This window comes from Pseudomonas sp. CF161 (assembly GCF_000416215.1).
Taxonomy (GTDB): Bacteria; Pseudomonadota; Gammaproteobacteria; order Pseudomonadales; family Pseudomonadaceae; genus Aquipseudomonas.
The window spans coordinates 72,351-96,536 of the sequence record NZ_ATLP01000083.1; the positions used below are offsets into that span (position 1 = coordinate 72,351).

The following is a 24,186-nucleotide window of genomic DNA, read 5'->3' on the forward strand; positions in this document are numbered from 1 at the left end:
CAGAAGTTATGGCCACGCATCAAGAAGACTACGCTGCACCTTGGTACCTGGTGCAATGCAAGTCACGACAGGACGAACGCGCCGAAGAAAACCTGCGCCGTCAAGGTTACCAGTGCTACCGTCCGCAACGTCGGTACGAGCGGATTATCCAGGGACGGCGACGAGCTGTCGTGGACTCACTGTTTCCGGGCTATTTGTTTATTGCGCTCGGAGATAGTGCTAACTGGGCTCCGTTACGCTCGACTCGCGGAGTGAATAGACTGGTGGCCTTCAATGGCAATCCGCTGGCAGTCGCCGGAAGCCTGATCGAAGAATTGAGACAACGTACATCGCATTTGGATGCATCTTTATTGCTCCCAGGAGAAACGGTTCGAATCAGTGAAGGCTGCTTCGCTGATCTCGAAGCTATTTTCGAAAGCGCGGTTGGTGAAGAGCGAGTGATTCTGCTGCTCACCCTTCTCAACCGGCAGCAACGCATTGAGCTACCTCTGAGCAGTATTCATAAAATGTAATCCTATGGGCTGAAATTGACTTCCCCGTAGGCCTATCGCCGCCTTCTCGATGTTGTTGCAAAAACAAGCAATCGAGAATCGTTCTCAGGACAAACGGTAAATCCTGGGGCGGTAGCGTGTCTGAATTTCAATCGTAAGCCTTGGCGAACTTATGTTCCTGACTAACTCCAGAGGCTTGGAAAAAGGAGATGCATTGATTCATGAACACAGAAAACAAGGGGAGAGTAACTTTCCAGAGAGAGAGTTATTCGGACGGAATTGAGATTTTGGAGTTATTTCATCTTCTCTGGCAGAGAAAGACTCTGCTTATTGCTTCCACCCTTCTAGGACTGAGTATCTCTTCTGTCTATAGCTACTCAGTGAGCCCTGTGTATGAGTCCTCTATCACGCTGATACCGCCCTCGGTCGCGGGGTTTGGTGATCTGCTCAAAGAAATGAACCCGCAGCCGACGAGACAGGATGAGGCACCCCTGGCCCTGGCGATTTCGCACGCCGAAAGCACAATGGAAGTGCTTAAACGCAACCTAATGTCGGCGAGTGAGCAACAGCGTTTTAAACTTAATTATGCGCCAGATGATAAGTCGCTCAATATAGTGGTCAAGGAAAACAGAGATCAATGCAGAAAAATCACATCGATTAAAGATCACGCTGCGTGTAACAATATCACACTCTATATTACAGATAATGATCGACTCAAACTCAAACCGCTACTAACTGCCTACCTGAATAAAATCGCCGAGATCTCCGCGGCGCAATCTAATACTTTTTTAAGTGGAATGGGAGTCACACATCGCTTTGTGGCGACCGATTTATACCGTATCGATATAGACGCAGCAGTTCCTGATACACCGATCAAACCAAAAAAGATACTCATGCTCGCACTGGGCACAGCTCTCGGTGGATTGTTGGGTATCTCCATCGCACTAGCATTTGGCTTGCTAAAAAAACACAGAGAAAAGAACGCCACGCCTGAGAGTGAAAAATAAAGCATGTCTATTGTGACGTTATCCAATCATAAGACCTTTGTTGCAGAGCAGGGCAAGAGCTTACTCGAAAGTGCAAAGTCTCAAGACATTGTATTGGAATACAGTTGCCGGACAGGTCGTTGCGGCATATGTAAGACCAAGCTATTGAAAGGAAAAACTGAAAGGCTTCAGGAAGAGACAGTGCTGACCGAAGCTGAGTCAGCTTCAGGTTATATCCTGACTTGTTGCCAAGGTGCTTTAACTGATGTAGAGCTGGATATCGAAGACTTAGGGCTGCTGGCCAAGATTCAAACTAAGACTATTCCTTGCCGGTTGGACTATATCGAACGAGTGGCCGCGGATGTTGTGCGTGTTCTATTACGAACACCGCCGAACAGCGGGCTGTTCTATTTAGCGGGGCAATACATTAACGTCATCGGTAATAATGCCGTACGTCGTAGCTACTCAATCGCTAATGCTCCTCGCGAGGACGGAAAGCTCGAGCTCCTGATCAGACAAGTGCCCGACGGCGTTATGAGCCAGTACTGGTTTGGCGAAGCTCAAACAAATGATCTTCTGCGCCTGGAAGGCCCCCTGGGCACCTTCTGCCTGCGCGAGTCTGCCGCGACCCACCTGGTTTTCCTCGCGACGGGAACAGGTATCGCCCCCGTCAAGGCCATGGTGGAGGCACTGGCTCGCGCCCCCGAAAAAGTCGCTGGTAAACATATCCACATCTATTGGGGAGGACGCAGCGAGTCAGACGTGTATTGGCAACCTGAGCTCTCAGGAATCGACTTGACGTTTACCCCGACTCTGTCTCAAGCCAACAGCCAGTGGCCCGGAAGGACAGGCTACGTTCACCATTCGCTGATTGCCGATGCTATCGACCTGGCAGATACCGTGGTCTACGCCTGTGGCTCCGAGACAATGATTCACTCGGCACATGAAACATTAATAGCCTCGGGCCTTCCAAAAAAAAATTTCTATTCCGATGCTTTTATAAGCTCGAATTAATCCGGAGAAACCATGAAAGCAGTTATTTTGGCCGGTGGCCTGGGTACTCGTTTAAGTGAAGAAACCAGTGTCCGTCCAAAGCCCATGGTGGAGATTGGTGGTAAACCGATTCTCTGGCACATCATGAAGATGTACTCAGCTCATGGAATAAATGACTTCATCATTTGCTGTGGTTACAAGGGCTATGTGATCAAGGAATACTTTGCCAACTACTTCCTGCATATGTCAGACATCACGTTCAACATGCGTGATAACGCTATGGAAGTACACGACAAGCGTGCCGAACCATGGAATGTGACACTAGTAGATACGGGCGATAACTCAATGACTGGAGGACGCTTGCGTCGAGTAGCCGACTACGTGAAGCATGAAGCGGCGTTTTGCTTCACTTATGGCGATGGTGTGAGCGATATAGATATTGGGGCATCCATCGAGTTTCACAAAAATCATGGCAAGGCTGCTACCTTAACTGCAACATTTCCACCAGGCCGCTTTGGGGCATTGGATATTCAACAAGGCCAAGTTTTAAACTTCAAGGAAAAACCGAAGGGCGATGGAGCCATGATCAATGGTGGCTTTTTTGTTCTGACGCCCAAGGTATTGGATTATCTGGTAGACGATAGTACAACGTGGGAGCAAGAGCCCCTGATGAACCTTGCCGCTGAAGGCGAGTTGATGGCTTACGAGCATCCGGGCTTCTGGCAACCTATGGATACCCTTCGCGACAAGCATCTGCTGGAAGAGTTATGGCAGTCGGGTAAAGCCCCTTGGAAAAGTTGGGACTGAGCATGAAGTCGACTGTTACTCCAGCCTTCTGGCAAGGCAAAAGAGTTTTCCTGACCGGCCATACCGGCTTCAAAGGCAGCTGGCTGGCCCTTTGGCTGCAGAGCATGGGTGCACAGGTGCAGGGCTTTGCATTGACACCACCGACAACTCCAGCGCTATTTAATGAGGCTCGAGTCGGCGACGGCATGCAATCGGCGATCGGCGACATCCGCGACTTGCAAGTCATTACCCAAGCCATAACCCGTTTCAGCCCTGATGTTCTGATACATATGGCAGCGCAACCTCTGGTTCGCTTGTCCTATCGCGAACCGGTTGAAACCTATGCCACCAATGTCATGGGTACCGTTCACGTGTTGGAAGCTGCGAGGGGCTGTCCAAACCTTCGTGCGATCGTCAATGTCACCACCGACAAGTGTTATGAAAACCGGGAGTGGGAATGGGGATATCGTGAAGACGAACCCATGGGCGGCCACGACCCATACAGCAATAGCAAGGGCTGTGTAGAGTTGGTGACATCTGCTTACCGGAGCTCTTTTTTCAACACGCCACAAACACCCGCTCTGGCATCCGGACGCGCTGGGAATGTCATTGGCGGCGGAGATTGGGCTGAAGATCGACTGATACCGGATATTCTACGAGCTTTCGAGAAAGGCCAACCGGTTATCGTGCGTAACCCACAAGCCACACGTCCATGGCAACACGTACTGGAACCACTGAGTGGCTATCTGGTTCTGGCTGAGCGGCTATGGAACCAAGGACATGAGTACGCCCAAGGGTGGAATTTTGGCCCTAAAGACGAAGATGCCCGGCCAGTCGAGTGGATTCTCAATCATATGGTCGAAACCTGGGGTTCGGGGGCCGACTGGCGGCTTGAGCAAACCGAACAAGTACATGAGGCCAACTACCTCAAGTTGGATATCTCCAAGGCCCGGGCTCGCTTGCAGTGGAGCCCGACCTGGAATCTGGAAATCACTCTTTCCCGAATCATCAATTGGCATCGAGCCTGGTTGAGCGGCGCTGATATCCAGGCTCATTGCCTGGAAGAAATAAATGCATACATGGCCGCCATGTGTGAAACCAGTCACTAATCAAATTCTACAAGCAGGAACGTTCATGACCCCCGATATGCTCCGCCAGGAAATCAGCAAGCTCGTTGAGCAGTACGCCCAAGTTGCGTTGGCAAGCAAACCTTTTGTGCCCGGTGAAAGTGTAATTCCGCCCTCTGGCAAAGTTATCGGTGCGCGTGAGCTGCAACTGATGGTTGAAGCATCCCTGGATGGCTGGTTGACCACCGGCCGGTTCAACGCTGAATTTGAGAAGAAGCTGGCCGAGTTTCTTGGTGTCAAATATCTGCTGTCCGTAAACTCGGGCTCTTCCGCCAATTTGGTTGCCTTCAGTACCCTGACCTCGCCCAAACTGGGAGAGCGAGCGATCAAGAAAGGCGATGAAGTGATTGGGGTGGCTGCAGGTTTTCCAACCACCGTTAACCCAATCGTCCAGTTCGGGGCAATTCCGGTATTTGTCGACGTCGATATGAGCACTCATAACATCAACGCCGATCTGATCGAAGCAGCTATCACGCCCAAAACGAAAGCCATCATGCTCGCCCATACCTTGGGCAACCCATTCAATCTGGGCAAGGTCAAGGCACTGTGCGAGAAGTACAACCTGTGGCTGGTGGAAGATTGCTGTGACGCACTGGGTGCTACCTACGACGGAAAGCTGGTGGGTACCTTTGGTGATATCGCCACGCTCAGTTTCTATCCGGCCCACCACATCACCATGGGCGAAGGTGGAGCTGTATTTACCAACAATCCTCAGTTGAAAGTGATTGCCGAATCGTTCCGCGACTGGGGACGGGATTGCTATTGCGCACCAGGTTGTGACAACACCTGCGGTGATCGCTTCGGTCAGCAATACGGTAGCCTGCCGCAAGGCTACGACCACAAGTACGTATACGCCCATCTGGGCTACAACTTGAAAATCACGGATATGCAAGCCGCCTGTGGCCTAGCACAACTGGAGCGCGCCCAGGACTTCATTGATACTCGCAAGCGCAACTTCATCTTGCTCAAAGAGCGCCTCGCCAGCCTGTCGGAATTTCTGGAAATCGCTGAGGCTACACCGAACAGCGATCCATCCTGGTTCGGTTTTCCGGTAACGCTCAAGGAAAGCAGTGGAGTCAACCGGGTCGATTTGCTCAAGTACCTGGATCAGAACAAGATTGGTACGCGGCTTTTGTTCGCCGGCAACCTGACGCGCCAGCCGTATTTCCAGGATATCGAGTACCGCGTGGTCGGTGAACTCACCAACACCGATAGGACCATGAACCAGACTTTTTGGCTTGGCGTACAGCCAGCCCTGGGACAAGAGCATTTCGATTTTGTGGGCGAAAAACTTGAAGAGTTTTTTGGTATCGGGTTTTAACAAAAAAACAACAGACCAGACTTTTTTGTTTTCAGATATCGGCTCATTGAATGGCCGATTAATTATTTAACGATGCGGGCAAGCCCTATCGGTCGAAGCATTATCAATGCTGCAAGAGTGCTCCGACACCGAGAAAAGCCGAGCGTGAACTGACGGGACTTTCAAATGAATACGCAAGAAAAAATCAAAGTAAGCGAGCAAATTGCCGAAGCATTGGAAGGCCTGGGCATCACGCATATCTTCGGCATCATCGGTGCTGGTAACGTTCACCTCTTTGAAGCTATCAGCCGTCGCGGCTTCTCTGAAATTGTCTGCGTTCATCATGAGCAGGCTGCATGCATGGCGGTGCAGACGTATTACCGGACCAACGGTCGTTTGGCTGCGGCATTGCTTACAACGGGAGCAGGCTCGACCAATGGTGTTACAGGTGTGGTTTCTGCTTGGGCCGACTCTATTCCATGTCTGGTGATAGCCGGTAACGAAAACTCGAAGTTCTGCTACCCGGAAAACCCATTGAGGATGTGGGGGGTGCAAGGTTACGACTCATGCCAGATGGTTAGCCAAGTCTGCAAATACACACAACGCGTAACCAAACCGGAACAAGCTGCCTTTGAGCTCGAAAAGGCAGCTTATATCGCGTTGGAAGGACGACCAGGTCCGACATGGATTGAGATACCGATGGATATTCAATCCAGCCGGATTACCGCTGCGCAAATGCTTCATTTCCAAGCACCAAGCATTGATCACGAGATAAGCGAAGAAATCGCCACTCAAATTGATAGCGTGGTCGCTGCGCTGCTCAAATCGGAACGCCCATTACTCTGGCTGGGTAACGGAATACGCTTGGCTGGTGCGACGCATCAAATCGCCCCGCTGCTTGAAATGCTCGGGACCCCAGGTCTGGTATCCTGGGCCGGGATCGACATGATTGATTCTGATCACCCTCTAGTGTTCGGCCGGGCGGGTGTATATGGCCAGCGCGCAGCCAACTTTATTCTGCAAAATAGCGATTATGTGTTGGCAATCGGCACTCGGCTGGCGATACCCCAAGTCGGCTATGACTTGACCGAGCTGGCACGGGAAGCTCGGATTGATGTTGTTGATATCTGCCGTGATGAGGCAATCAAACATTCAACACGGACCCAAGAGGTAATTGTCAGCGACGCCGCCGTATTTATAACGGCATTAACAGCTCGCTTAAAAAACCTTTCTATTCCGTCAAAAGCCCCTTGGGTAGAACAGTGCCGGGGCTACACCGACCAGTTCCCTTGGGTGGGTGAAGAACATGCCGACAAGGGAGGTTTCATTAACTCCTATCGCTTCATGGAGCGGCTGAACGGATTTTTCAAACCCGATCAGGTTGTTGTAACCGATATGGGAACCGCGCTCCTGTGTGGTCACCAAGTACTCAGAATCAAAGACGGTCAGCGCCTGATGACCTCTACCGGGCTAGGCGAGATGGGCTATGGGTTGCCCGCCGCGCTTGGCGTTTCTTTCGCCAACGACCGTGGCGAAGTCATGTGCCTGAACTGCGACGGAGGCATGATGATGAACTTGCAAGAACTGCAGACGATCGTTCATCACCAATTGCCGATCAAACTGTTCATTTTCAACAATGATGGCTACTTGATGATCAAGCACACCCAAAACTCTCTTTTCAAAGGTTCGTATGTGGGTACAGATCGCTCCTCAGGTATATCCTGCCCGGACTTCTCAAAACTAGCGACAGGGTTCGGTATTCCAGCCTTTCAAATTCGCGAGTGGGATGATGTCGATGCGACACTTGAAAAAGTACAGGCCGCAACCGGACCCGTAATCTGCGAAGTATTCATGCACCCAGAACAATTGTTTTCGCCAAAACTCTCTGTAGTGGCTAAAGATGATGGCTCGCTGGTTTCTCCACCGCTGGAGGACTTGTCTCCGCTCATCCCGCGAGACATGCTGAAAAAGGCAATGCTAAATGGCATGCATGAAAAGTCGAAAAACCTTTGATATGAGTTACTTAGCGATCGTCGGCGCTAGCAGCCAAATAGCAAAAGATCTAATTCGCTCAATTGATACAGCCGGGTCGTACCAGCTACTGCTATACGTACGCGACGTCAAAGGGATGAGAGACTGGCTAGTCCAAATCGGACGAGCAGATATGTATGAAGTATTCCCCTACATTGCCTATGGCCAAAGAGCACACGATGTAGTAATTAACTTTGTTGGTGTGGGCGATCCTGCAAAAGCCGCTATTATGGCAGGAGAGATTTTCGAGATAACATTAAAATTTGACCAACTAATACTAGAAGACCTAGAACTAAATCCAAGTAGGCGCTATATTTTTCTTTCGAGCGGCGCAGCTTACGGAAGTGATTTCAATCACCCTGCAACTAAAAAAAGCCAAGCAACAATACCTATAAACGCATTAACGCCTGAAAACTATTATTCTATAGCAAAGTTGTACACTGAAGCGCGACATCGCGCCCATGCGAATCTTTCCATTATTGACATTCGAGTATTTAATTATTTTTGCAGGCACCAAAACCTGAAAACTCGCTTTCTGATTTCAGACATAGTCAATGCTTTAAAAAGTAAATCTGAACTTTTGACATCGTCAAATCACATGATTCGTGACTACCTTCACCCAAGTGATTTTTACAATTTAATTACCTGCCTACTAACCTCACCTGCCGCTAACTTAGCGTTGGATTGTTATAGCGCAGCGCCAATCGAGAAGCTAGCACTCCTAGACTCACTAAAAAAAAGCTTTGGATTAAAGTACAAATTAGAAAAAAACTTAGACAGCGTAATTAATGCAACCGGTCAAAAGCCAAATTATTACTCAACCAATAAAACTGCCGAGGAATTCGGCTATATACCGAAATATACCTCACTGGACACAATCACAACTGAAATTTCAGCAATACTTAATGCTACTTAGTTCTGTAAAAATTTTTCTTGGAGTATTGCTTTGTGAATCATAGCCCCCCATTAAAAGTCGCAATTATAGGTTCTGGCAATATTGGTACAGACCTTCTTATAAAAGTAATGCGATCAGAGCACCTAACTTGTACGCTTTTTTCCGGAAGAAATCTCACATCCACCGGAATGAAACGGGCTAAAGAATTAGGAATAAACACATCTGATCTTGGTATACAAGCGATAGTCAACACCCCAGATATCTGTGACTTAGTATTTGATGCTACTTCTGCTCACGCGCACATAGATCATTGGGAGATATTAAAGGCGTTAGGCAAAACTATTGTTGATATGACGCCTGCGAAGTTAGGTGCTTTCTGCATTCCGGCAATCAATGTACGGGAATGCCTAGGTACCGGACCTCGAAATATCAACATGATTACATGCGGCGGTCAATCATCGATCCCAATTGCTAATGCCATTTCAGTTATCCATCCAGATATCGATTATATAGAGGTAGTTTCAAGCATAGCCTCCCGTAGCGCAGGCCCCGCCACCCGTGCGAATCTGGATGAATATATCGAAACCACAGAGGAGGCACTTATGCGTTTCTCTGGAGCTAAACGTACTAAAGCTATTCTTATATTGAACCCAGCCAACCCGCCTATCGATATGCAAACAACTATTTATGCAAAAATCAAGAACCCGGATGTTCCAGCAATTAGACAGTCAGTTGAAAACATGGTATTAAAATTAAAATCATATGTTCCTGGTTACGAGCTAATCGTTCCTCCAACAGTGGAAGGAGATCGAGTGCTCACGACTATCAAGGTCGTCGGCAACGGTGACTATTTACCTCAATACGCAGGCAACCTTGACATCATAAACTGCGCTGCTATTGCTGTAGCAGAGACTATCGCAATTGCAGCTATTGAGCAGGGCAAAAAACATGTCTAAAAAAATCTTAATTACCGACCCCACTTTACGTGACGGAAATCACGCAGTTGGTCATAAGTTAAATTCGGAGAGTTATGCGGCTTATTGTGCGGCCGCCGAAGCTGCCGGAGTGCCCATCGTAGAAGTTGGTCACGGTAATGGTTTGGGCGGCTCGTCAATGCTAGTTGGCGAGGGTCGACTATGCGATCAAGAAATTCTAAATATTGCACGTCAGAACCTTTCAAATTCGCGCTTGGCCATTCACGTTATTCCCGGGTTCTGTACGATTAAGAAAGATCTGAGCAAGGCTGTCGGATTGGGTGTTGATGTATTCCGTATTGCGGCGCACTGTACCGAAGCCGATGTCACGGAACGTCACATGAAATATATTCGCCAAGCAAACAAAGAAGCTTGGGGAATCTTAATGATGAGTCACATGGCAACTCCTGAAATACTCTTGGAAGAAGCCAAGAAAATGGAGTCCTACGGTGCTCAAGCTATAGTTATCATGGACTCGGCTGGAGCGCAGTTAGTTGACGATGTCAGAGCCCGCATAGCTACACTTGTTAATGGCCTATCCATACCGGTAGGTTTCCACGGCCACAATAATCTCGGCATGGCTCTCGTTAACTCCATCACCGCAGTCCAAGAGGGTGCTACTATTTTGGATGGTACAATTCGCGGTTTTGGTGCAGGCGCAGGTAATACTCAGCTTGAAGTGTTGGTTGGAGTACTGCACAAACTAGGCTTTGAAACAGGTATAGATCTATTCAAGATATTGGATGCTGCATCGATGGCTGAGAAAGAGTTAAATTTTGTAGCTCCTACAATCTCTGCTATTTCTCTAGTAAGCGGCCTTGCAGGTGTGTTTTCCGGTTTCGCCAAACCCGTCGCGAGGGCTGCAATTGAGTACGGTGTTGACCCAAGGGAAATATTTTTTAACCTCGGAAAACGTAAGGCCGTAGCAGGACAAGAAAGCCTTATCATAGAGGTCGCTCGCGAGCTTAAGAGAGATAGATAGAAACATTAGTCGAGAGTGCAATGGTTTTTTAAAAAACTACCGTATCTGATTCTCTTAAATGCTGTCTAAAAATGGAAGTCACAACCATAAGCTATTCGAAATATAACGTTCACCCAAGGCAATAAATGAATTTTAAATCGTTACTAAATAGTGATTTTCGAAACACCGCCATCAACCAGTTATGGAGACTTTTTTCTGGCCCGATGATGCTTGTACTTTTACCACTGTTTCTTACAGCTGAGACACAAGGGTATTGGTATACATTTATAAGCATGGCAGCCCTAGCTATATTCGCCGATATGGGATTCTCCTCCATTCTGCTAATGTTCTCAGCACATGAGTTCTCGCATCTGAAATTTAATCATGATAGAACTTTGGCAGGGGATGATTACCACCTTACTCGCCTGGCAACACTTTGGAGATTCTCACTTAAGTGGTCCGCGATAATGGCCGGCGCAGTTTTCCCTCTAGTTTTGATAGTAGGCTATATTATACTAGACGAAAAAAGCTCTAATCTAAACTGGAAATTACCTTGGGTTATATACGGCATTGCCTCAGTACTTGTATTCTGCAACAGCATGTTGCTATCATTTATAGAAGGCTGCAACAGTGTTGGTGACGCTCAAAAAATTCGATTATTGACAAGCGTCATCACGGTAACAATCACCATATTATTATTAGTTCTCAAAAGTAACTTATACGCATTATCCCTAGCCCTACTCGTAGGCGCGCTGTCTGGATCGATAATGATAGCCTTTCAATACAAGTATCTATTCTTACAGCTATTTCGCCTTGCACAAAACCAAACACATCCATGGTGGCAAGAAATTATGCCACTACTCTGGCGTTATGCCGCAAGTTGGATCAGCGGTTACTTTATATTTTCAATTTTCACGCCATTAGCCTTTCATTATTATGGCGCGACCCAAGCAGGACAAGTCGGACTATCAATGTCAGCATGCATGGCAATATTTGGCATTGCCAACATTTGGATAACTATAATAACACCAAAAATAAGCATGTATATTGCACAAAAAGAACACATACCCCTCAACAACACATTCCGACTAAATTTATTAATGTCCGCAATCACTTATATAGCTGGATTTTCATTCTTGCTTTTTCTTTTGTATCTTCTAAAAGATTGCCTCTCCTTCACCAATCGCTTACTCCCTTTGAAACCCCTTCTAATGCTAGGAACTGGCTGGTTTTTTCAGATACTTATAAATTCAATGGCCATATACATACGCGCACACAAAAAAGAACCCCTAGTTCTGGCCTCAATGCTGAACGGGTTATATGTAGCAGCAACAACATTACTGTGTGTTAATTACCTACCATTTGATTACCTGTTCTTAGGCTTCATAAGCGCTTACTTCATAACATTACCGTGGACCTTTTATATCTTTAAAGGTTACAAAAGGATACATGCATGACTCTTAATCCCAATCAGCACTTATCAGTTGTCATCCCAACATATAATCGCGCAGATTTTTTAAATCACTCTTTAGAGTTACATATACCAATTCTTAAAAAATACAACATACAGATATTCATTTTTGATAATGCATCAACAGATAATACAACTGAAGTAGTTAGCAACTGGATGGACAAATACAGCCTACTATATTATGTTCGAAACGACTTTAATTTAGGAGCAGATGAGAATTTTGAAAGTGCGCTAAAACGGCCCGACACTGACTATATCTGGCTACTAGGAGATACGTATATCATAAGAGAAGGTACCCTTTCGTGTGTAATGAGCAAGTTGAATGAGCGCTTTGACCATATCCTCGTTAATATCGGAGGAGAAGTGATCAACAAACCGGACAAAATTTACGCTGATCAAAACGAGCTTTTGTATGATTTGTTTTGGCTGATGACCTGCCTCAGTGCTCACATCTATAATCGAGAATTAATTAAACATGCACAATTTGAGAGATATAGAGGCACATATTTCATTCAAGCAGGAATAGTTTTCGAATACATAAATAATAAAAAATTTAATATTTGTTGGATATCAGAACATTCTGTACAACGCATATCCGAAATCAAAGGAGCAATAAAATCAACATGGATGAACCATTATTTTGAGATATGGATAAGCTCAAGAGCAAACTTCATACTATCGCTACCTGCCAGTTATAGATTAGACGCAAAACTCAGGAGTTTAAAATGTATTTCTGCAACCGGTAACGGACTTGGAGTCAGACAGATCTTTGCATTTCGCTCACATCTGATACTAAAACCAGACACTATTACAAAATTTTACTCACCTCTTAAATTAACCATATCCAATTTAGATCTTCTCATACTAATAGTATGCTCACGTCTACCAGTAAAGTTTTTCACCTATGCCAAAGCAACATATAAACTCTTAAAAAAATAACTTGTGGTATGCACCTCACTCCTCACAAAAACTTAATACACACTACCAAACTTATAAAATTACATATTTAAAACCCGTCATTTTACTTATTGGCTGCGCCTACACATCTATTTTAATCTCAAGTAAACCTCGCCCGCAAAACCATAAAACAAAGGTAGTCGCATGCACTCTTACATCATACTCACCGTCCTTTACAACAAAGACCTTGACTGCTCAGAAACCATAAACTCTTTGATCAAGTCAAAATATAGGCTAGAAAAATCAACCCTATTCATTTGGGACAATAGCACTACCCCTCAAACCCTGGAAAAGTTAGCTAACCTTCGTAGCCAATTTGAAAAAACGGAAATTATCTACAAGCACACACCAGAAAACATGAGTCTTTCTGAGATATACAATACTTTTTTAGATGAAATCTTTGTTTCTCGAGACTTTGTAGTATTGCTGGATCATGATACATCTTTTGACGAGAATTTTTTTCTAGCACACGAAAAAAGCCTTAACAACAATAACAACATTAACTTATACCTACCAAAAGTCATATTCAAAAATGAGATCGTCAGCCCCTGCCGACAGCTCTTCTATAAAAGTTTGCCATACAAGACTCTCAAGCACGGAACATATACATCCTCTAATAAAACGGCAATTAACAGTGGCATGATAATACGCTGGTCTTATTTTTCGGACATATTCAGAGGGTATGATACGCGCTTGAAATTTTACGGAACGGACGATTATTTCATGAGAGAGTATCGTAAAATCAACCGCTTTTTTTATGTGCTGGACTACAGCATACATCATGATTTAACATGCAATCCTATGTCGGACGACATCCAAAAATTTAAAGCTAGCTTTCATGAATCTCAACAAGCTTTTTTAATTCTACATAGTTCAGGTCGTAAATTTTCGGTTGCTGGGTTGGTCGTACTCATCAGAAAACTAAAACACACAATTAAATTCAAATTAAATTTCTTTTCTTCTAAAAATTAAAGCTAGGAATAGGCGTGCTATGCAAAAAGATGCTTTAGCTTTTTTTTTCTCAATGGCTGTTTTTTTATTAAGCATCAGCTTATTACCTTACTACACATCAGGAGACCAACTTCATTATAGGGCATTCTATGAAAACCTCCCTGACTATGGCTTTATTGATGGCTTTCATTACTACAATGAGGCTTTAGGCTCTAAGGAAATAGGATATTATGTATATGTATACTTATTTTCCGAGCTTCTAAAAAAAGATTTTTTAATCTCGCTTACAAATGCTTTTTTGGGTTATATTTTTGCCAAGCTTCTTTTAGAAAAAAACACTTCACCTGTTGTTTTATTTCTTCTATTCTTTAATTTCTATTTGTTAATACTTTTATTCTCTGCCGAGAGACTAAAACTCTCGATTATTTTTTGTATGCTCGCCTTCAGATCTACAGGGAGGAAAAGTTTTTTATTTTGGCTTTCCGCAATCTTTTCTCACGTTCAGATTTTGATGTTACTTTCCGCACAAACAATATCAAAGTTAAGTACGGACCTATCCTCTCTTCTACGTGGACATCTAAAGACTAGCTTACTAATTAGCTTAATTACAGTGGCTGTATTTTCCCTCACTGTTTTTACCCTTCTGGGGGACCATATCACAACGAAACTAAATGCCTATACCGGTACAGATCGAATTTTTGATGGCGGCTTCCATGCACTTCTAAAACCAATAGTTTTTTTAATTTTAGCCACATATTATTCGAAAAACAAAATTCTTCCTTTATTTATATACCTACCATTGTTAATAGCCGCATACTTTGTAGGGGATGAGCGCTTGGTAATTTTCTCATACATATTTTTCATGTATTATGCACTTCAAGTTAACCGAGGCTTAAATGTCGGCGTACTGACTACGGGGGTTTATTTTCTTGCGAAAGGTTTATTATTTATTGACCGCATAATAGAGTACGGAGATGGTTTTTATGGTGCCTAATTTGCAAAAGAAAATCCGTATTATCACGTTTGTCAGTTATTACTTTCCAGGTTTTAAGGCCGGCGGCCCTTTACGTACTATATCCAATATGGTCGATAATCTAAGCGACGTCTTCGAGTTTTGGATTATTACGCGGGACCGGGACCTTGATGACTCTGAGGCCTACCCACAGGTCACCACCAACACATGGCAGCAAGTGGGTCATGCAAATGTCTTTTACATGTCTCCTGATCAATGCACAGTGTGGGGAATGATTAAGATTCTTCAATCGACCCCTCATGAGGTGGTCTACCTCAATAGCTTTTTCGACCCTGTCTTTACGATGAAATCATTGCTGGCTTGCAAAACAATTAAGTCAGCAAGCAAGGCAGTGATAGTTGCTCCCCGCGGCGAGTTTTCGCCAGAGGCTCTGCGCCTAAAGAAACTCAAGAAACGAATTTATCTGTCATTTTTCTCTTGGTTATATAAAGATGTAACATTTCAAGTATCAAGCGCGTATGAAAAATATGACCTCCTCCAGGTTTTACCTTGGGCTGAGGAAGATACGATTATCGCAATGGATTTACCGGCACAAACTGACCCTATTTTTTTCTTCCAGTCGATTAAGAGCAGAGCACAACTACCACCGAGGCAACAACTAAAGCTTGTCTTTTTATCCCGAATTTCCCCCATGAAGAATTTGGACTATGCACTGGCAGTCCTGAGCGCAGTGAAGACGCCTATTGTATTCGACATCTATGGACCCAAAGAAGACCCTGCCTATTGGGCAGCCTGTGACTTACTGATAAAAGAACTGCCCGACAATATTATGGTCAACTATTGCGGGAGTATTCTGCCAAAACAGGTAAAATCCACATTTGCAAAATACGATTTATTTTTCTTTCCTACTCGCGGTGAAAATTATGGCCATGTTATCGCCGAAGCAATAAGCGTTGGCACGCCAGTTTTGCTTAGTGACCAAACACCTTGGCGAAATCTAGAGCAAGACGGTTTAGGCTGGGATTTACCGCTGGTTGCCCCCTCTGCATTTGCGGAGACGATTGATCATTTTGCTCAGTTTACCATTCAGGAGCGAGAGGCTCAGCGGAAGGTCGTTTATAAAAACGCAATCGTAAAGCTGACAGATCAGTCTGCTGTTGAGGCCAATAAAGAATTATTTTTTTCAGCAATTAGAAGTCGCGGGGAGTAGAAGTGCGAATATTGATGCTCAGCCAGTATTTTTATCCTGAAAGTTTTATTATTAATAACATCGTCACTGAGCTTGTAGAGCAAGGGCACAAGGTTACTGTAGCCACAGGTAAACCAAACTACCCAGATGGCAAGATATTCGACGGATATTCCGCTCGGGGCATGCAGCGGGAAATGTACCTGGAGAAGGTCGAAGTAATACGTGTTCCCTTATGGCCACGTGGCCATGGAGGAGCAATCAATCTTGTTCTTAACTACTTTTCGTTCGTCGTCGCTGGGCTGATATTACTTCCTTGGTTGCTGCGTAAACGCGAGTTCGATGCCATTCTGGTTTTCGCACCGTCTCCAATCACCCAAGCCATCCCCGCCATTTTTCTCAAATGGTTAAAAAAGGCAAAGCTCACATTGTGGGTCCAAGACTTGTGGCCGGAGAGCCTTGCTGCTACCGGTTTTATCAAAAACCGGCACGTACTCAAAGTCGTGGGTGGGTTGGTCAAGGGAATCTACAGCGGTTGCGATCTATTGCTTGTTCAGTCTCGTGCCTTTATAGATCCAGTGACCCACTACGCCAAACGACAGAAAATCGTGTACTTCCCAAATTCTTTCGACGCACGGCCTTCGCCCGTGGCTGCGGTATCAGACTTTCTAAAGGAACTGCTCGATAGCCACTTTTGCGTAGTATTCGCCGGTAATCTAGGTACCGCGCAAAGTCTCGATATGCTCGTGCAAGCCGCCATAGAGTTGCGCAACGATCCTTCCATTCGCTTGGTGCTCATCGGGAGCGGTAGCCGACTGGAATGGCTTGAACAGCAACGCCTTTCACATCAGTTGGAAAATTTGGTCTTACCTGGACGCTTTCCAATGGACGCCATGTCGCCAATATTCGAGCGAGCTTCAGCCCTACTGGTCTCGCTCAATGACGAGGCTATTTTCGCGCAGACCGTCCCCAGTAAGATCCAGGCTTATCTCGCCGCCGGGCGCCCGATCATCGCCAGCATCAACGGAGAAGGCGCACGAGTCGTGCTTGAGGCGGGTGCAGGGCTAACGTCGCCGGCCGAGAACGTTGAGTCTCTGGTGGCTAATATCCGTCGAATGAAAGAGATGACGACAACAGAACGTACTGCGATGGGCGAATCAGGGCGTGCATACTTCGACGAGCATTTCGATATGAGTCGCCAAGTTGCCAATCTGGTGGAGTTACTCGGTCGTGATCCCAAAAAGAAGGCAGTTTGAAATGAAAGTATTGGTTCTGGGTGTCACCGGCATGTTGGGTCATGCAGTCTTTAATGTATTTAATGAAGATAGTCAACATGAGGTCTGGGGGACGTTACGCAGCGCTTCGGCGCTACGTCATTTCCCACAGGTCGCTCAAGCGCGAATGGTTGTAGGTATTGATGTACTTGATCAGGACGCATTGGCTGCAGTGATGTCAAAAGTGCGTCCACAAATCGTCATCAACTGCGTTGGCCTGATCAAGCAATTGGCAGATGCCAAGGATCCTCTGACAGCCCTGCCCATCAATGCAATGTTGCCGCATCGTCTTGCTCGCCTGTGTGACTTAGTAGGAGCGCGGTTGGTCCAGATCAGCACAGACTGCGTATTTTCTGGCCGTGAGGGTGGGTATCTTGAATCCCAGACATCCGATGCAGAAGATCTTTATGGCAAGTCCAAGTACATCGGCGAACTGCATGATCTGGCCCATGCTATAACCCTGCGCACTTCTATCATTGGTCACGAATTGAGTTCCAACCACTCCTTGGTAGACTGGTTTCTATCGCAACAAGGTAGCGTCAAAGGCTTTTCCAGAGCCATCTTTTCGGGCTTGCCAACGGTAGAGCTGGCGCAAGTGATCAAGGATTACGTTCTACCACACCCGCAACTCTGTGGGCTGTATCATGTGGCCGCAGCCCCAATCAACAAGTTGGAGCTGTTGCGACTGGTAGCTCAAGAGTATGAGAAGCAGATCGACATCACGCCCGATGATGCTCTGGTTATCGACCGTTCGCTCAATGGCAATCGTTTTCGCGAGGCTACTGGGTACATCGCAGCGCCATGGCCTGAGCTGATCGCGCGGATGCATGCCCCCCATTAAGGGAAGCGACCTCTTACTTGCACTGGGCTTTTGCCGATATTTTTCCTGACCCATTGCTGGGTTGTATACGATTTGGAAGGTTCTATGTTCAACGACAAGGTATTGATGATCACCGGTGGCACCGGCTCATTTGGTCATACGGTGTTGCGGCGCTTTCTCAATTCCGATGTGCGTGAAATCCGTATTTTCTCTCGTGACGAAAAAAAACAGGAAGACATGCGCATCGCCTTGGCGAATGACAAGGTCAAGTTCTACATCGGTGATGTCCGTGACCCTGACAGCCTGAGGCAGGCCATGGTGGGCGTGGATTACATTTTCCATGCGGCCGCGCTCAAGCAAGTTCCTTCTTGCGAGTTCTATCCGATGGAAGCAGTACGTACCAATGTGCATGGCACTGAGAACGTTCTGAATGCGGCGATTGCCTGCGGCGTCAAACGGGTAGTGGTCCTCAGTACCGATAAGGCTGTTTACCCGATCAACGCCATGGGCATCTCCAAAGCCATGGCTGAAAAACTGATGGTCGCCAAGTCTCGCATGATCCCGGAAGGGGGCACGGTGGTTTGCGCCACTCGCTACGGCAACGTCATGGCATCCCGCGGTTCAGTCATCCCCCTGTTCGTCGATCAACTACGCAAAGGCGAGCCGCTCACGGTGACGGACCCAGAGATGACGCGTTTCCTGATGTCGCTGGAGGACTCAGTCGATCTAGTACTTCATGCCTTCGAGCATGGTCAGCAGGGTGATCTGTTCGTACAGAAAGCGCCGGCCTCAACTGTTGGCGAACTGGCTCAAGCGCTCAAGGAACTGTTTGCCAAGACCAGCCCGGTACGTGTAATCGGTACCCGTCATGGCGAGAAGCTCTATGAGTCGCTGGTATCGCGTGAGGAAATGGCCAAGGCCGAAGACATGGGACGGTACTATCGCATCCCCGCCGATAACCGTGACCTGAACTACAAGAAGTACTTCGTCGAAGGTGAGGAAAAGATCTCCGAACTAGACGACTACACATCACATAACACCGAACGCCTGGACGTACCGGGTATCAAACAGTTACTGCTTAAACTCGACTACATCAAGGAACAGCTAAATGCTTAAGGTCATGACCCTTGTCGGTACACGCCCAGAGCTGATCAAGATGAGCCGAGTTATTGCTGAGATGGATAAACAGGTCAATCACGTCCTGGTGCATTCTGGGCAGAACTACGACTACGAGCTCAACCAGGTGTTTTTTGACGATCTGGAAATTCGCAAGCCGGATTACTTCCTGGGCGCAGCGGGCGAAACAGCGGCGCAGACCATCGCAGAAGTTATCGCCAAAGCGGATCAAGTCTTCGAGCTGGAAAAGCCCGACGCCCTGTTGCTCTATGGCGATACCAATACTTGCCTTGCGGTAATTGCCGCCAAGCGTCGCAAAATCCCTGTCTTCCACATGGAAGCAGGCAACCGCTGTTTCGATCAGCGCGTTCCGGAAGAGCTCAACCGCAAGGTGCTGGATCACCTGTCCGATATAAACATGGTGTTGACCGAGCACGCCCGGCGCTATCTGATTGCCGAGGGTATCCGCCCGGAAACCATCATAAAGACCGGGTCGCACATGCAGGAGGTTCTGGACTACTACATGCCCAAGATCCTGCAGTCCAATGTGCTCGAACGCAGTGGCCTTGAAGAAGGCAAGTTTTTTATTGTCAGTGCTCACCGTGAAGAGAACGTCGATACCCCGGACAACCTGCGTGACTTGTTGGCGAGCCTGCGAGCTCTGGCCGACGAGTATGGCCACCCACTGATCGTGTCAACACACCCACGTACCCGTATACGTCTAGAGGCGCTGGGTGAATCCTTGGATCACCCGCTGATTCGCTTCGTAAAGCCTTTTGGACTGCTCGACTACATCAAGCTTCAGATGTCGGCCTTCTGCGTATTGTCCGATAGCGGCACCGTTACCGAGGAGGCCTCGTTGCTCAACCTGCCGGCCGTTACCTTGCGTAATGCCCATGAGCGCCCAGAAGGGATGGATGAAGGGACGCTGATTATGAGCGCTCTCGACAAAGCATCTGTATTGGCAGCAGTTCGGGTGATTACCAGCCAGCATGATCGCGAGCAGCGTGTGATCCCCCTGGTTCCCGACTATCAGGGCGGCCCTGTATCGCAACAGGTGGTGCGAGTCGTGCTTAGCTATACGGACTACATCAACCGTACCGTTTGGCGCAAAGCCTAATACGCCTCTAACGCTGACTGTTGCCTACTCCAACAGGCGACAGTCAGCGCCTCCTCCATGCCCTCTCAAAAATCCAACGGCAACGTCCCCCTCCCCTCCAGCGTCAGCAGGAGTTGCTTGGCCTCAAGCCCTCCAGCAAAGCCGGTAAGGCTGCCGGAGGCGCCTATCACTCGGTGGCAAGGGGCGACGATTGAGATCGGGTTCTTGCCATTGGCGGCGCCTACGGCGCGAACCGCCTTGGGGCTGCCGACTTGGGTGGCGATTTGGCTGTAACTGCGGGTTTCACCGAAAGGGATGGTCAGCAGGGCTTGCCAGACCTTGCACTGGAAGGGAGTGCCGGCAAAGTCCAGGTCCAGTTCAAACTGCTCACGGTTGCCGGCGAAGTACTCGTTGAGTTGACGCTGCGCTTCCAACAACACCGGCTCGTCGCGGATTTCCTGCAACGGGCCCAGGCGCACGCGGTTGAGTTTTTCGTTCTCCCACAGGATGGCGCAGAGCTTTGAGGCCCGTGCGATCAGGGTCAACTGGCCGACGGGCGAGCTCATTCTGGTGTAGACATAAGACATGGGTGCCTCCTTGATCCATTCGGGTAGATCGGTGGGGGCCGATCTTCGCCTTTGTAACGGTACGCATCCACTTTAATTGCCGGTTCAATCGCAAGAACTACGTTTCTTGCGATTGAATGCCTGACAGACGCGGCGCACTTTCAGGGCACCGGCAATCAGGCGCCCCCCCAGCGCTGGCGAGAGGTCGATTGCCGTTTCGGTTGCTGTTTCAGGTCAAGACAAGGCGCAGCAATCAAGGCTTTTATCCGAGCAGACCGATTTCCTGTGCCCTGGCCACTGCCTGGGTTCGGCGCTCTACCCCGAGCTTGCTGTTGATATGGCTGGCGTGGGTTTTTACCGTGTGCAGGGAGATAAACAGCCGCTCGCTGATTTCCTGATTCGAGCAGCCCTGGGCAATCAATTGCAGGACCGCCAGTTCGCGAGAGCTCAAGGTCTCGGTGTGATGGGTCACAGGCTCGACGGGCTCGCGACTGACCGGCGCCGGTAACTGTTCAAGCAGGGCTTGCTGCAACGGCGACTGCCCCCCATGCAGCAGCTGTTCGCGCATCCATTGCGGGTGCTCGCGAACCAGCCATTCAAAGGGCTGCAACGCTCCGCCCACGGCGGATTCCAGGGCCTGGGCAAAGGCCTGACGGGCTTCAGGTTCACGCCCCAGACCAAGTAACAGGCCGATCTTCTGGTTCAATGCCATCACGTTCAACAATTGCCGACCGGTCTGTCGCCCATGTTCGATCAGGGCATCCAGACGTTTTTCGGCCTGCGCCGGCTGGCCCTGGATGGTGTCCAGCAACGCCTGCTGCAACTCGATATGCAGCGGCAGCTGGGGATGAAACTCCGGCGGCGCAGCGGCCTGCTCGCCGGTGTAGGTCTGCCCCAAGCGTGCCAGCCAGGCCTGGGCCAGGTCGGTACGGCCCTGGGCCAACCAGAGTTCGCACTTCACCAGGGTGATCATCGCCAGGTAATAGATGGGCGGCACATCCCAGATGTGCATCAGGCGTTCGGCCTCGGCCAGTTCCGCAAAGGCCTCGGCGAACCGGCCGTTATGCCCTTCCTGATTGGCAATCACGCAGTGGCCGATCAGCACGCTGATATCTCGACAGGCCCGCGCTTCAATCAGGCCGCCACGCAAACGCGCCATGCCCGTCTGGTGCTGCCCGCGCAGAGTCAGCAAATACCCTTCATACAGCGTCAGGCGAGCACGCACCGCGTACAGCCGTCGTGCCGACAGCCCGAGCAGCCGCTGCTGCCCCTGGCGCACCTCATCCAGCGCGCGCAGCACCTCTCCCCGCGCCTGCAGTACCCGCGCCCGGTCGTAATGGGCCAAGGCCTCGAACAGCGGGTTGCCGACCCGCTGTGCCAGCTCCAGGGACTCGCGGTTGAGCCCACGGGCCCGCCACAAGTCCGCGTCGGCAATCGCCAGGTTGGAGAGGGTCGACAGGCACATCAAACGTTGCCCGTAGCGTTTGTGCGGCAGGCTTTCCAGAGCTTCGGTGCAATAGGCCAGGGTCAATTCTCGGTCGCCACGGCCACGGGCGATGATTCCGCTCAGCGCCAACCACTGGGCCAGCATCGACTTCTGGGCGGTGGCAGACGGCGCCGGCAGGAAGCGACTCAAGTTCTCCGCCAGCTCCTGCGCGGCATCCAGCTGGCACGCCAGGCCCAGCGCCCAGCTGTAGAGCACGATCAGGCGCGGCGTACTGACCAGCAGGCTGTCCGGCAAGTCCATCTTCCAGCGCAGCAACATGCCGACGTTCTGCTCGGCCAGCAGCTGTTCTTCGGAAAGGTTCTGCACCAGGTTCGCCGCGACATCCAGGTGTCCGGCGCGCAAGGCCTGCTCCACCGCTTCATCCAGCAGGCCCTGGGCGTTGAACCAGCGGCAGGCGCGCAAGTGCAGACTGGCGGCCGGCAGCACCGCGTTGGTCCTGGGGCGGCTGCGCAGCAAGTCGGAAAATAAATGGTGGTAGCGATACCAGTGGCCGTGTTCATCCAGCGGCACCAGGAATACCTGATGCGCCTGCAGGTAACGCAGGATCTCCGCGCTGTCATGGGACTCACGCAGCGCATCACATAATTCGCTGCAAAAGCGCTCCTGGGGCGCCGTGTCATACAGAAACGCCTGGACCTCGGCGGGCAGGCAGTCGATGACTTCTTCCAGCAAGTAGTCGCGAATCAGCCCTTCCCCACCGTGCAGCCCCTTGGGCAGGGTGCTGTCGCTGCCCGCCTCGGACGCTGCCAACAGCCAGAAACGCAACCCGGCGACCCAACCCTCACTGCGCTGGATCACGCGCTCCAGCGCCTCACCGCGCAGCGAGCTGCTGTGGCGATCCAGCAGCGCCAGGGATTCATCATGGGTCAAACGCAGGTCTTGCTCATGCAACTCGAGCAGTTGTCGTGACAGGCGCAAGCGCGCCAGGTGCCAGTCCGGGCGCTGGCGACTGGTGACCAGCACCAACAGGCCATCGGGCAGGTGATTGAGGAAAAACTGCAGGCAACGATCCAGCACCGGGCCCTGGGCCAGGTGGTAATCGTCGAGGACCAGCAACAGCGGCGCGCTGAGGGAAAGGTGAGCGGCCAATTCATCGAGCAAGCCGTCGAGCCATTCCTCAAAGGCGAAGGGTTGATGACGCTGGCGCATTTTCAGCTGGCCCAGGGACTGGCTGCCCAACTGCGGAAAGTACAGCTGCAAGCCTTCGAGCAGACGCTCGAGGAACCGCCCCGGGTCGTTGTCGCGCCGGCTCAGCCCCAGCCACAAGCTTTGCCAATGCGGCGGCAGGCTCTGACAGAACTCCACCGCCAGCGAGCTTTTACCGAAACCGGCCGGGGCGCTGACCAGCAGCAATCGCCCATTCAGGCCCGCACTCAGTCGCTCGCACAAACGCGGCCGCAGAATATGGCCGTCGGGCAAGGGTGGTCGATAAAAGCGCCCCTCCAGCGCGGGAATCATCGCGTCGGCAGGCCCTTGAATGCGGGACAGGTCAGTCATAGCCAACTCTTATTGAAGTGCTGTTGTCGGCATTGCAGATGTCCGCAGACTAGCGGTAAAAGGCCGCCTGTTGAAGATTATTGCTACAAATACATACAAAAAGGCCATCTACTGAATGTCTGGATGCATCTGAAATCCATGACGGCACCCTCTTATTGATCAAGAGAAATATCTGAAAAAACTGAGAGTAACCCTTATTTACTTAGGGATTCGCCTTCAAGCAGA

Annotated in this window: 21 protein-coding genes; 19 read left to right on the top strand and 2 right to left on the bottom strand. The window is 49.2% G+C overall.

Annotated elements, in window-relative coordinates; genetic code table 11:
- Window positions 1–8 precede the first annotated feature (8 nt).
- From rfaH to wecB, 19 genes are all read left to right on the top strand, one after another.
- The gene (gene rfaH / locus CF161_RS32280) at window positions 9–512 is read left to right on the top strand and encodes a transcription/translation regulatory transformer protein RfaH (protein ID WP_020297575.1); all 504 of its coding nucleotides are present in this window, start codon (window positions 9–11) and stop codon (window positions 510–512) included.
- A gap of 200 nt (window positions 513–712) precedes the next feature.
- A complete protein-coding gene (locus CF161_RS15670; RefSeq protein WP_020297576.1) occupies window positions 713–1,498 on the top strand; it encodes a Wzz/FepE/Etk N-terminal domain-containing protein in 786 nt (261 codons plus the stop codon).
- Window positions 1,499–1,501: 3 nt separating this feature from the next.
- Window positions 1,502–2,491 (top strand): FAD-binding oxidoreductase, encoded by a 990-nt coding sequence (locus CF161_RS15675; protein ID WP_043229569.1) that lies wholly within the window; start codon window positions 1,502–1,504, stop codon window positions 2,489–2,491.
- 12 nt (window positions 2,492–2,503) lie between these two features.
- A complete protein-coding gene (rfbF, locus tag CF161_RS15680; RefSeq protein WP_020297578.1) occupies window positions 2,504–3,277 on the top strand; it encodes a glucose-1-phosphate cytidylyltransferase in 774 nt (257 codons plus the stop codon).
- A gap of 2 nt (window positions 3,278–3,279) precedes the next feature.
- Complete coding sequence (gene rfbG / locus CF161_RS15685) at window positions 3,280–4,365, top strand: CDP-glucose 4,6-dehydratase (protein WP_043229572.1); 1,086 nt, start codon at window positions 3,280–3,282, stop codon at window positions 4,363–4,365.
- 25 nt (window positions 4,366–4,390) lie between these two features.
- Window positions 4,391–5,704 carry a lipopolysaccharide biosynthesis protein RfbH gene (gene rfbH / locus CF161_RS15690; protein ID WP_020297581.1) on the top strand — a complete coding sequence of 438 codons (1,314 nt, stop codon included), beginning with the start codon at window positions 4,391–4,393 and terminating at the stop codon, window positions 5,702–5,704.
- Window positions 5,705–5,869: 165 nt separating this feature from the next.
- Entirely contained in the window at window positions 5,870–7,696 is a 1,827-nt protein-coding gene (locus CF161_RS15695) for a thiamine pyrophosphate-binding protein (protein WP_043229575.1), read from the top strand.
- 1 nt (window position 7,697) lies between these two features.
- Window positions 7,698–8,630, top strand: coding sequence for an NAD-dependent epimerase/dehydratase family protein (locus CF161_RS32285; RefSeq protein WP_020297584.1), 933 nt, complete (start codon window positions 7,698–7,700; stop codon window positions 8,628–8,630).
- A gap of 32 nt (window positions 8,631–8,662) precedes the next feature.
- Entirely contained in the window at window positions 8,663–9,565 is a 903-nt protein-coding gene (locus tag CF161_RS15700; protein WP_043229578.1) for an acetaldehyde dehydrogenase (acetylating), read from the top strand.
- Window positions 9,558–10,565 (top strand): 4-hydroxy-2-oxovalerate aldolase, encoded by a 1,008-nt coding sequence (dmpG, locus tag CF161_RS15705; RefSeq protein ID WP_043229581.1) that lies wholly within the window; start codon window positions 9,558–9,560, stop codon window positions 10,563–10,565. The genes CF161_RS15700 and dmpG overlap by 8 nt, the downstream gene beginning before the upstream one ends.
- Window positions 10,566–10,690: 125 nt before the next feature.
- Window positions 10,691–12,001 (top strand): hypothetical protein, encoded by a 1,311-nt coding sequence (locus CF161_RS32290; RefSeq protein WP_084471725.1) that lies wholly within the window; start codon window positions 10,691–10,693, stop codon window positions 11,999–12,001.
- Window positions 11,998–12,954, top strand: a complete 957-nt coding sequence (locus CF161_RS32295) for a glycosyltransferase (RefSeq protein ID WP_020297587.1) — start codon at window positions 11,998–12,000, stop codon at window positions 12,952–12,954. Before CF161_RS32290 ends, CF161_RS32295 begins: the two co-directional genes overlap by 4 nt.
- A gap of 162 nt (window positions 12,955–13,116) precedes the next feature.
- Window positions 13,117–13,944, top strand: a complete 828-nt coding sequence (locus tag CF161_RS32300) for a glycosyltransferase (RefSeq protein WP_020297588.1) — start codon at window positions 13,117–13,119, stop codon at window positions 13,942–13,944.
- 19 nt (window positions 13,945–13,963) lie between these two features.
- Window positions 13,964–14,917, top strand: coding sequence for a hypothetical protein (locus CF161_RS32845; RefSeq protein ID WP_156882692.1), 954 nt, complete (start codon window positions 13,964–13,966; stop codon window positions 14,915–14,917).
- Window positions 14,907–16,106, top strand: coding sequence for a glycosyltransferase (locus CF161_RS15710; RefSeq protein ID WP_156882693.1), 1,200 nt, complete (start codon window positions 14,907–14,909; stop codon window positions 16,104–16,106). Before CF161_RS32845 ends, CF161_RS15710 begins: the two co-directional genes overlap by 11 nt.
- A 14-nt stretch (window positions 16,107–16,120) precedes the next feature.
- A complete protein-coding gene (locus CF161_RS15715) occupies window positions 16,121–17,338 on the top strand; it encodes a glycosyltransferase family 4 protein (protein ID WP_020297590.1) in 1,218 nt (405 codons plus the stop codon).
- A 1-nt stretch (window position 17,339) separates the two neighbouring features.
- A complete protein-coding gene (locus tag CF161_RS15720) occupies window positions 17,340–18,197 on the top strand; it encodes an SDR family oxidoreductase (protein ID WP_020297591.1) in 858 nt (285 codons plus the stop codon).
- 84 nt (window positions 18,198–18,281) lie between these two features.
- Complete coding sequence (locus CF161_RS15725) at window positions 18,282–19,292, top strand: nucleoside-diphosphate sugar epimerase/dehydratase (RefSeq protein WP_020297592.1); 1,011 nt, start codon at window positions 18,282–18,284, stop codon at window positions 19,290–19,292.
- A complete protein-coding gene (gene wecB / locus CF161_RS15730) occupies window positions 19,285–20,412 on the top strand; it encodes a non-hydrolyzing UDP-N-acetylglucosamine 2-epimerase (protein ID WP_020297593.1) in 1,128 nt (375 codons plus the stop codon). Before CF161_RS15725 ends, wecB begins: the two co-directional genes overlap by 8 nt.
- Before the next feature lie 65 nt (window positions 20,413–20,477).
- Here wecB and CF161_RS15735 read toward each other — a convergent pair whose 3' ends face one another.
- Together CF161_RS15735 and CF161_RS15740 are read right to left on the bottom strand one after the other, a co-directional pair.
- Entirely contained in the window at window positions 20,478–20,978 is a 501-nt protein-coding gene (locus CF161_RS15735) for a methylated-DNA--[protein]-cysteine S-methyltransferase (RefSeq protein ID WP_020297594.1), read from the bottom strand.
- Window positions 20,979–21,219: 241 nt separating this feature from the next.
- Window positions 21,220–23,961 carry a LuxR C-terminal-related transcriptional regulator gene (locus CF161_RS15740; RefSeq protein ID WP_020297595.1) on the bottom strand — a complete coding sequence of 914 codons (2,742 nt, stop codon included), beginning with the start codon at window positions 23,959–23,961 and terminating at the stop codon, window positions 21,220–21,222.
- Window positions 23,962–24,186 lie beyond the last annotated feature (225 nt).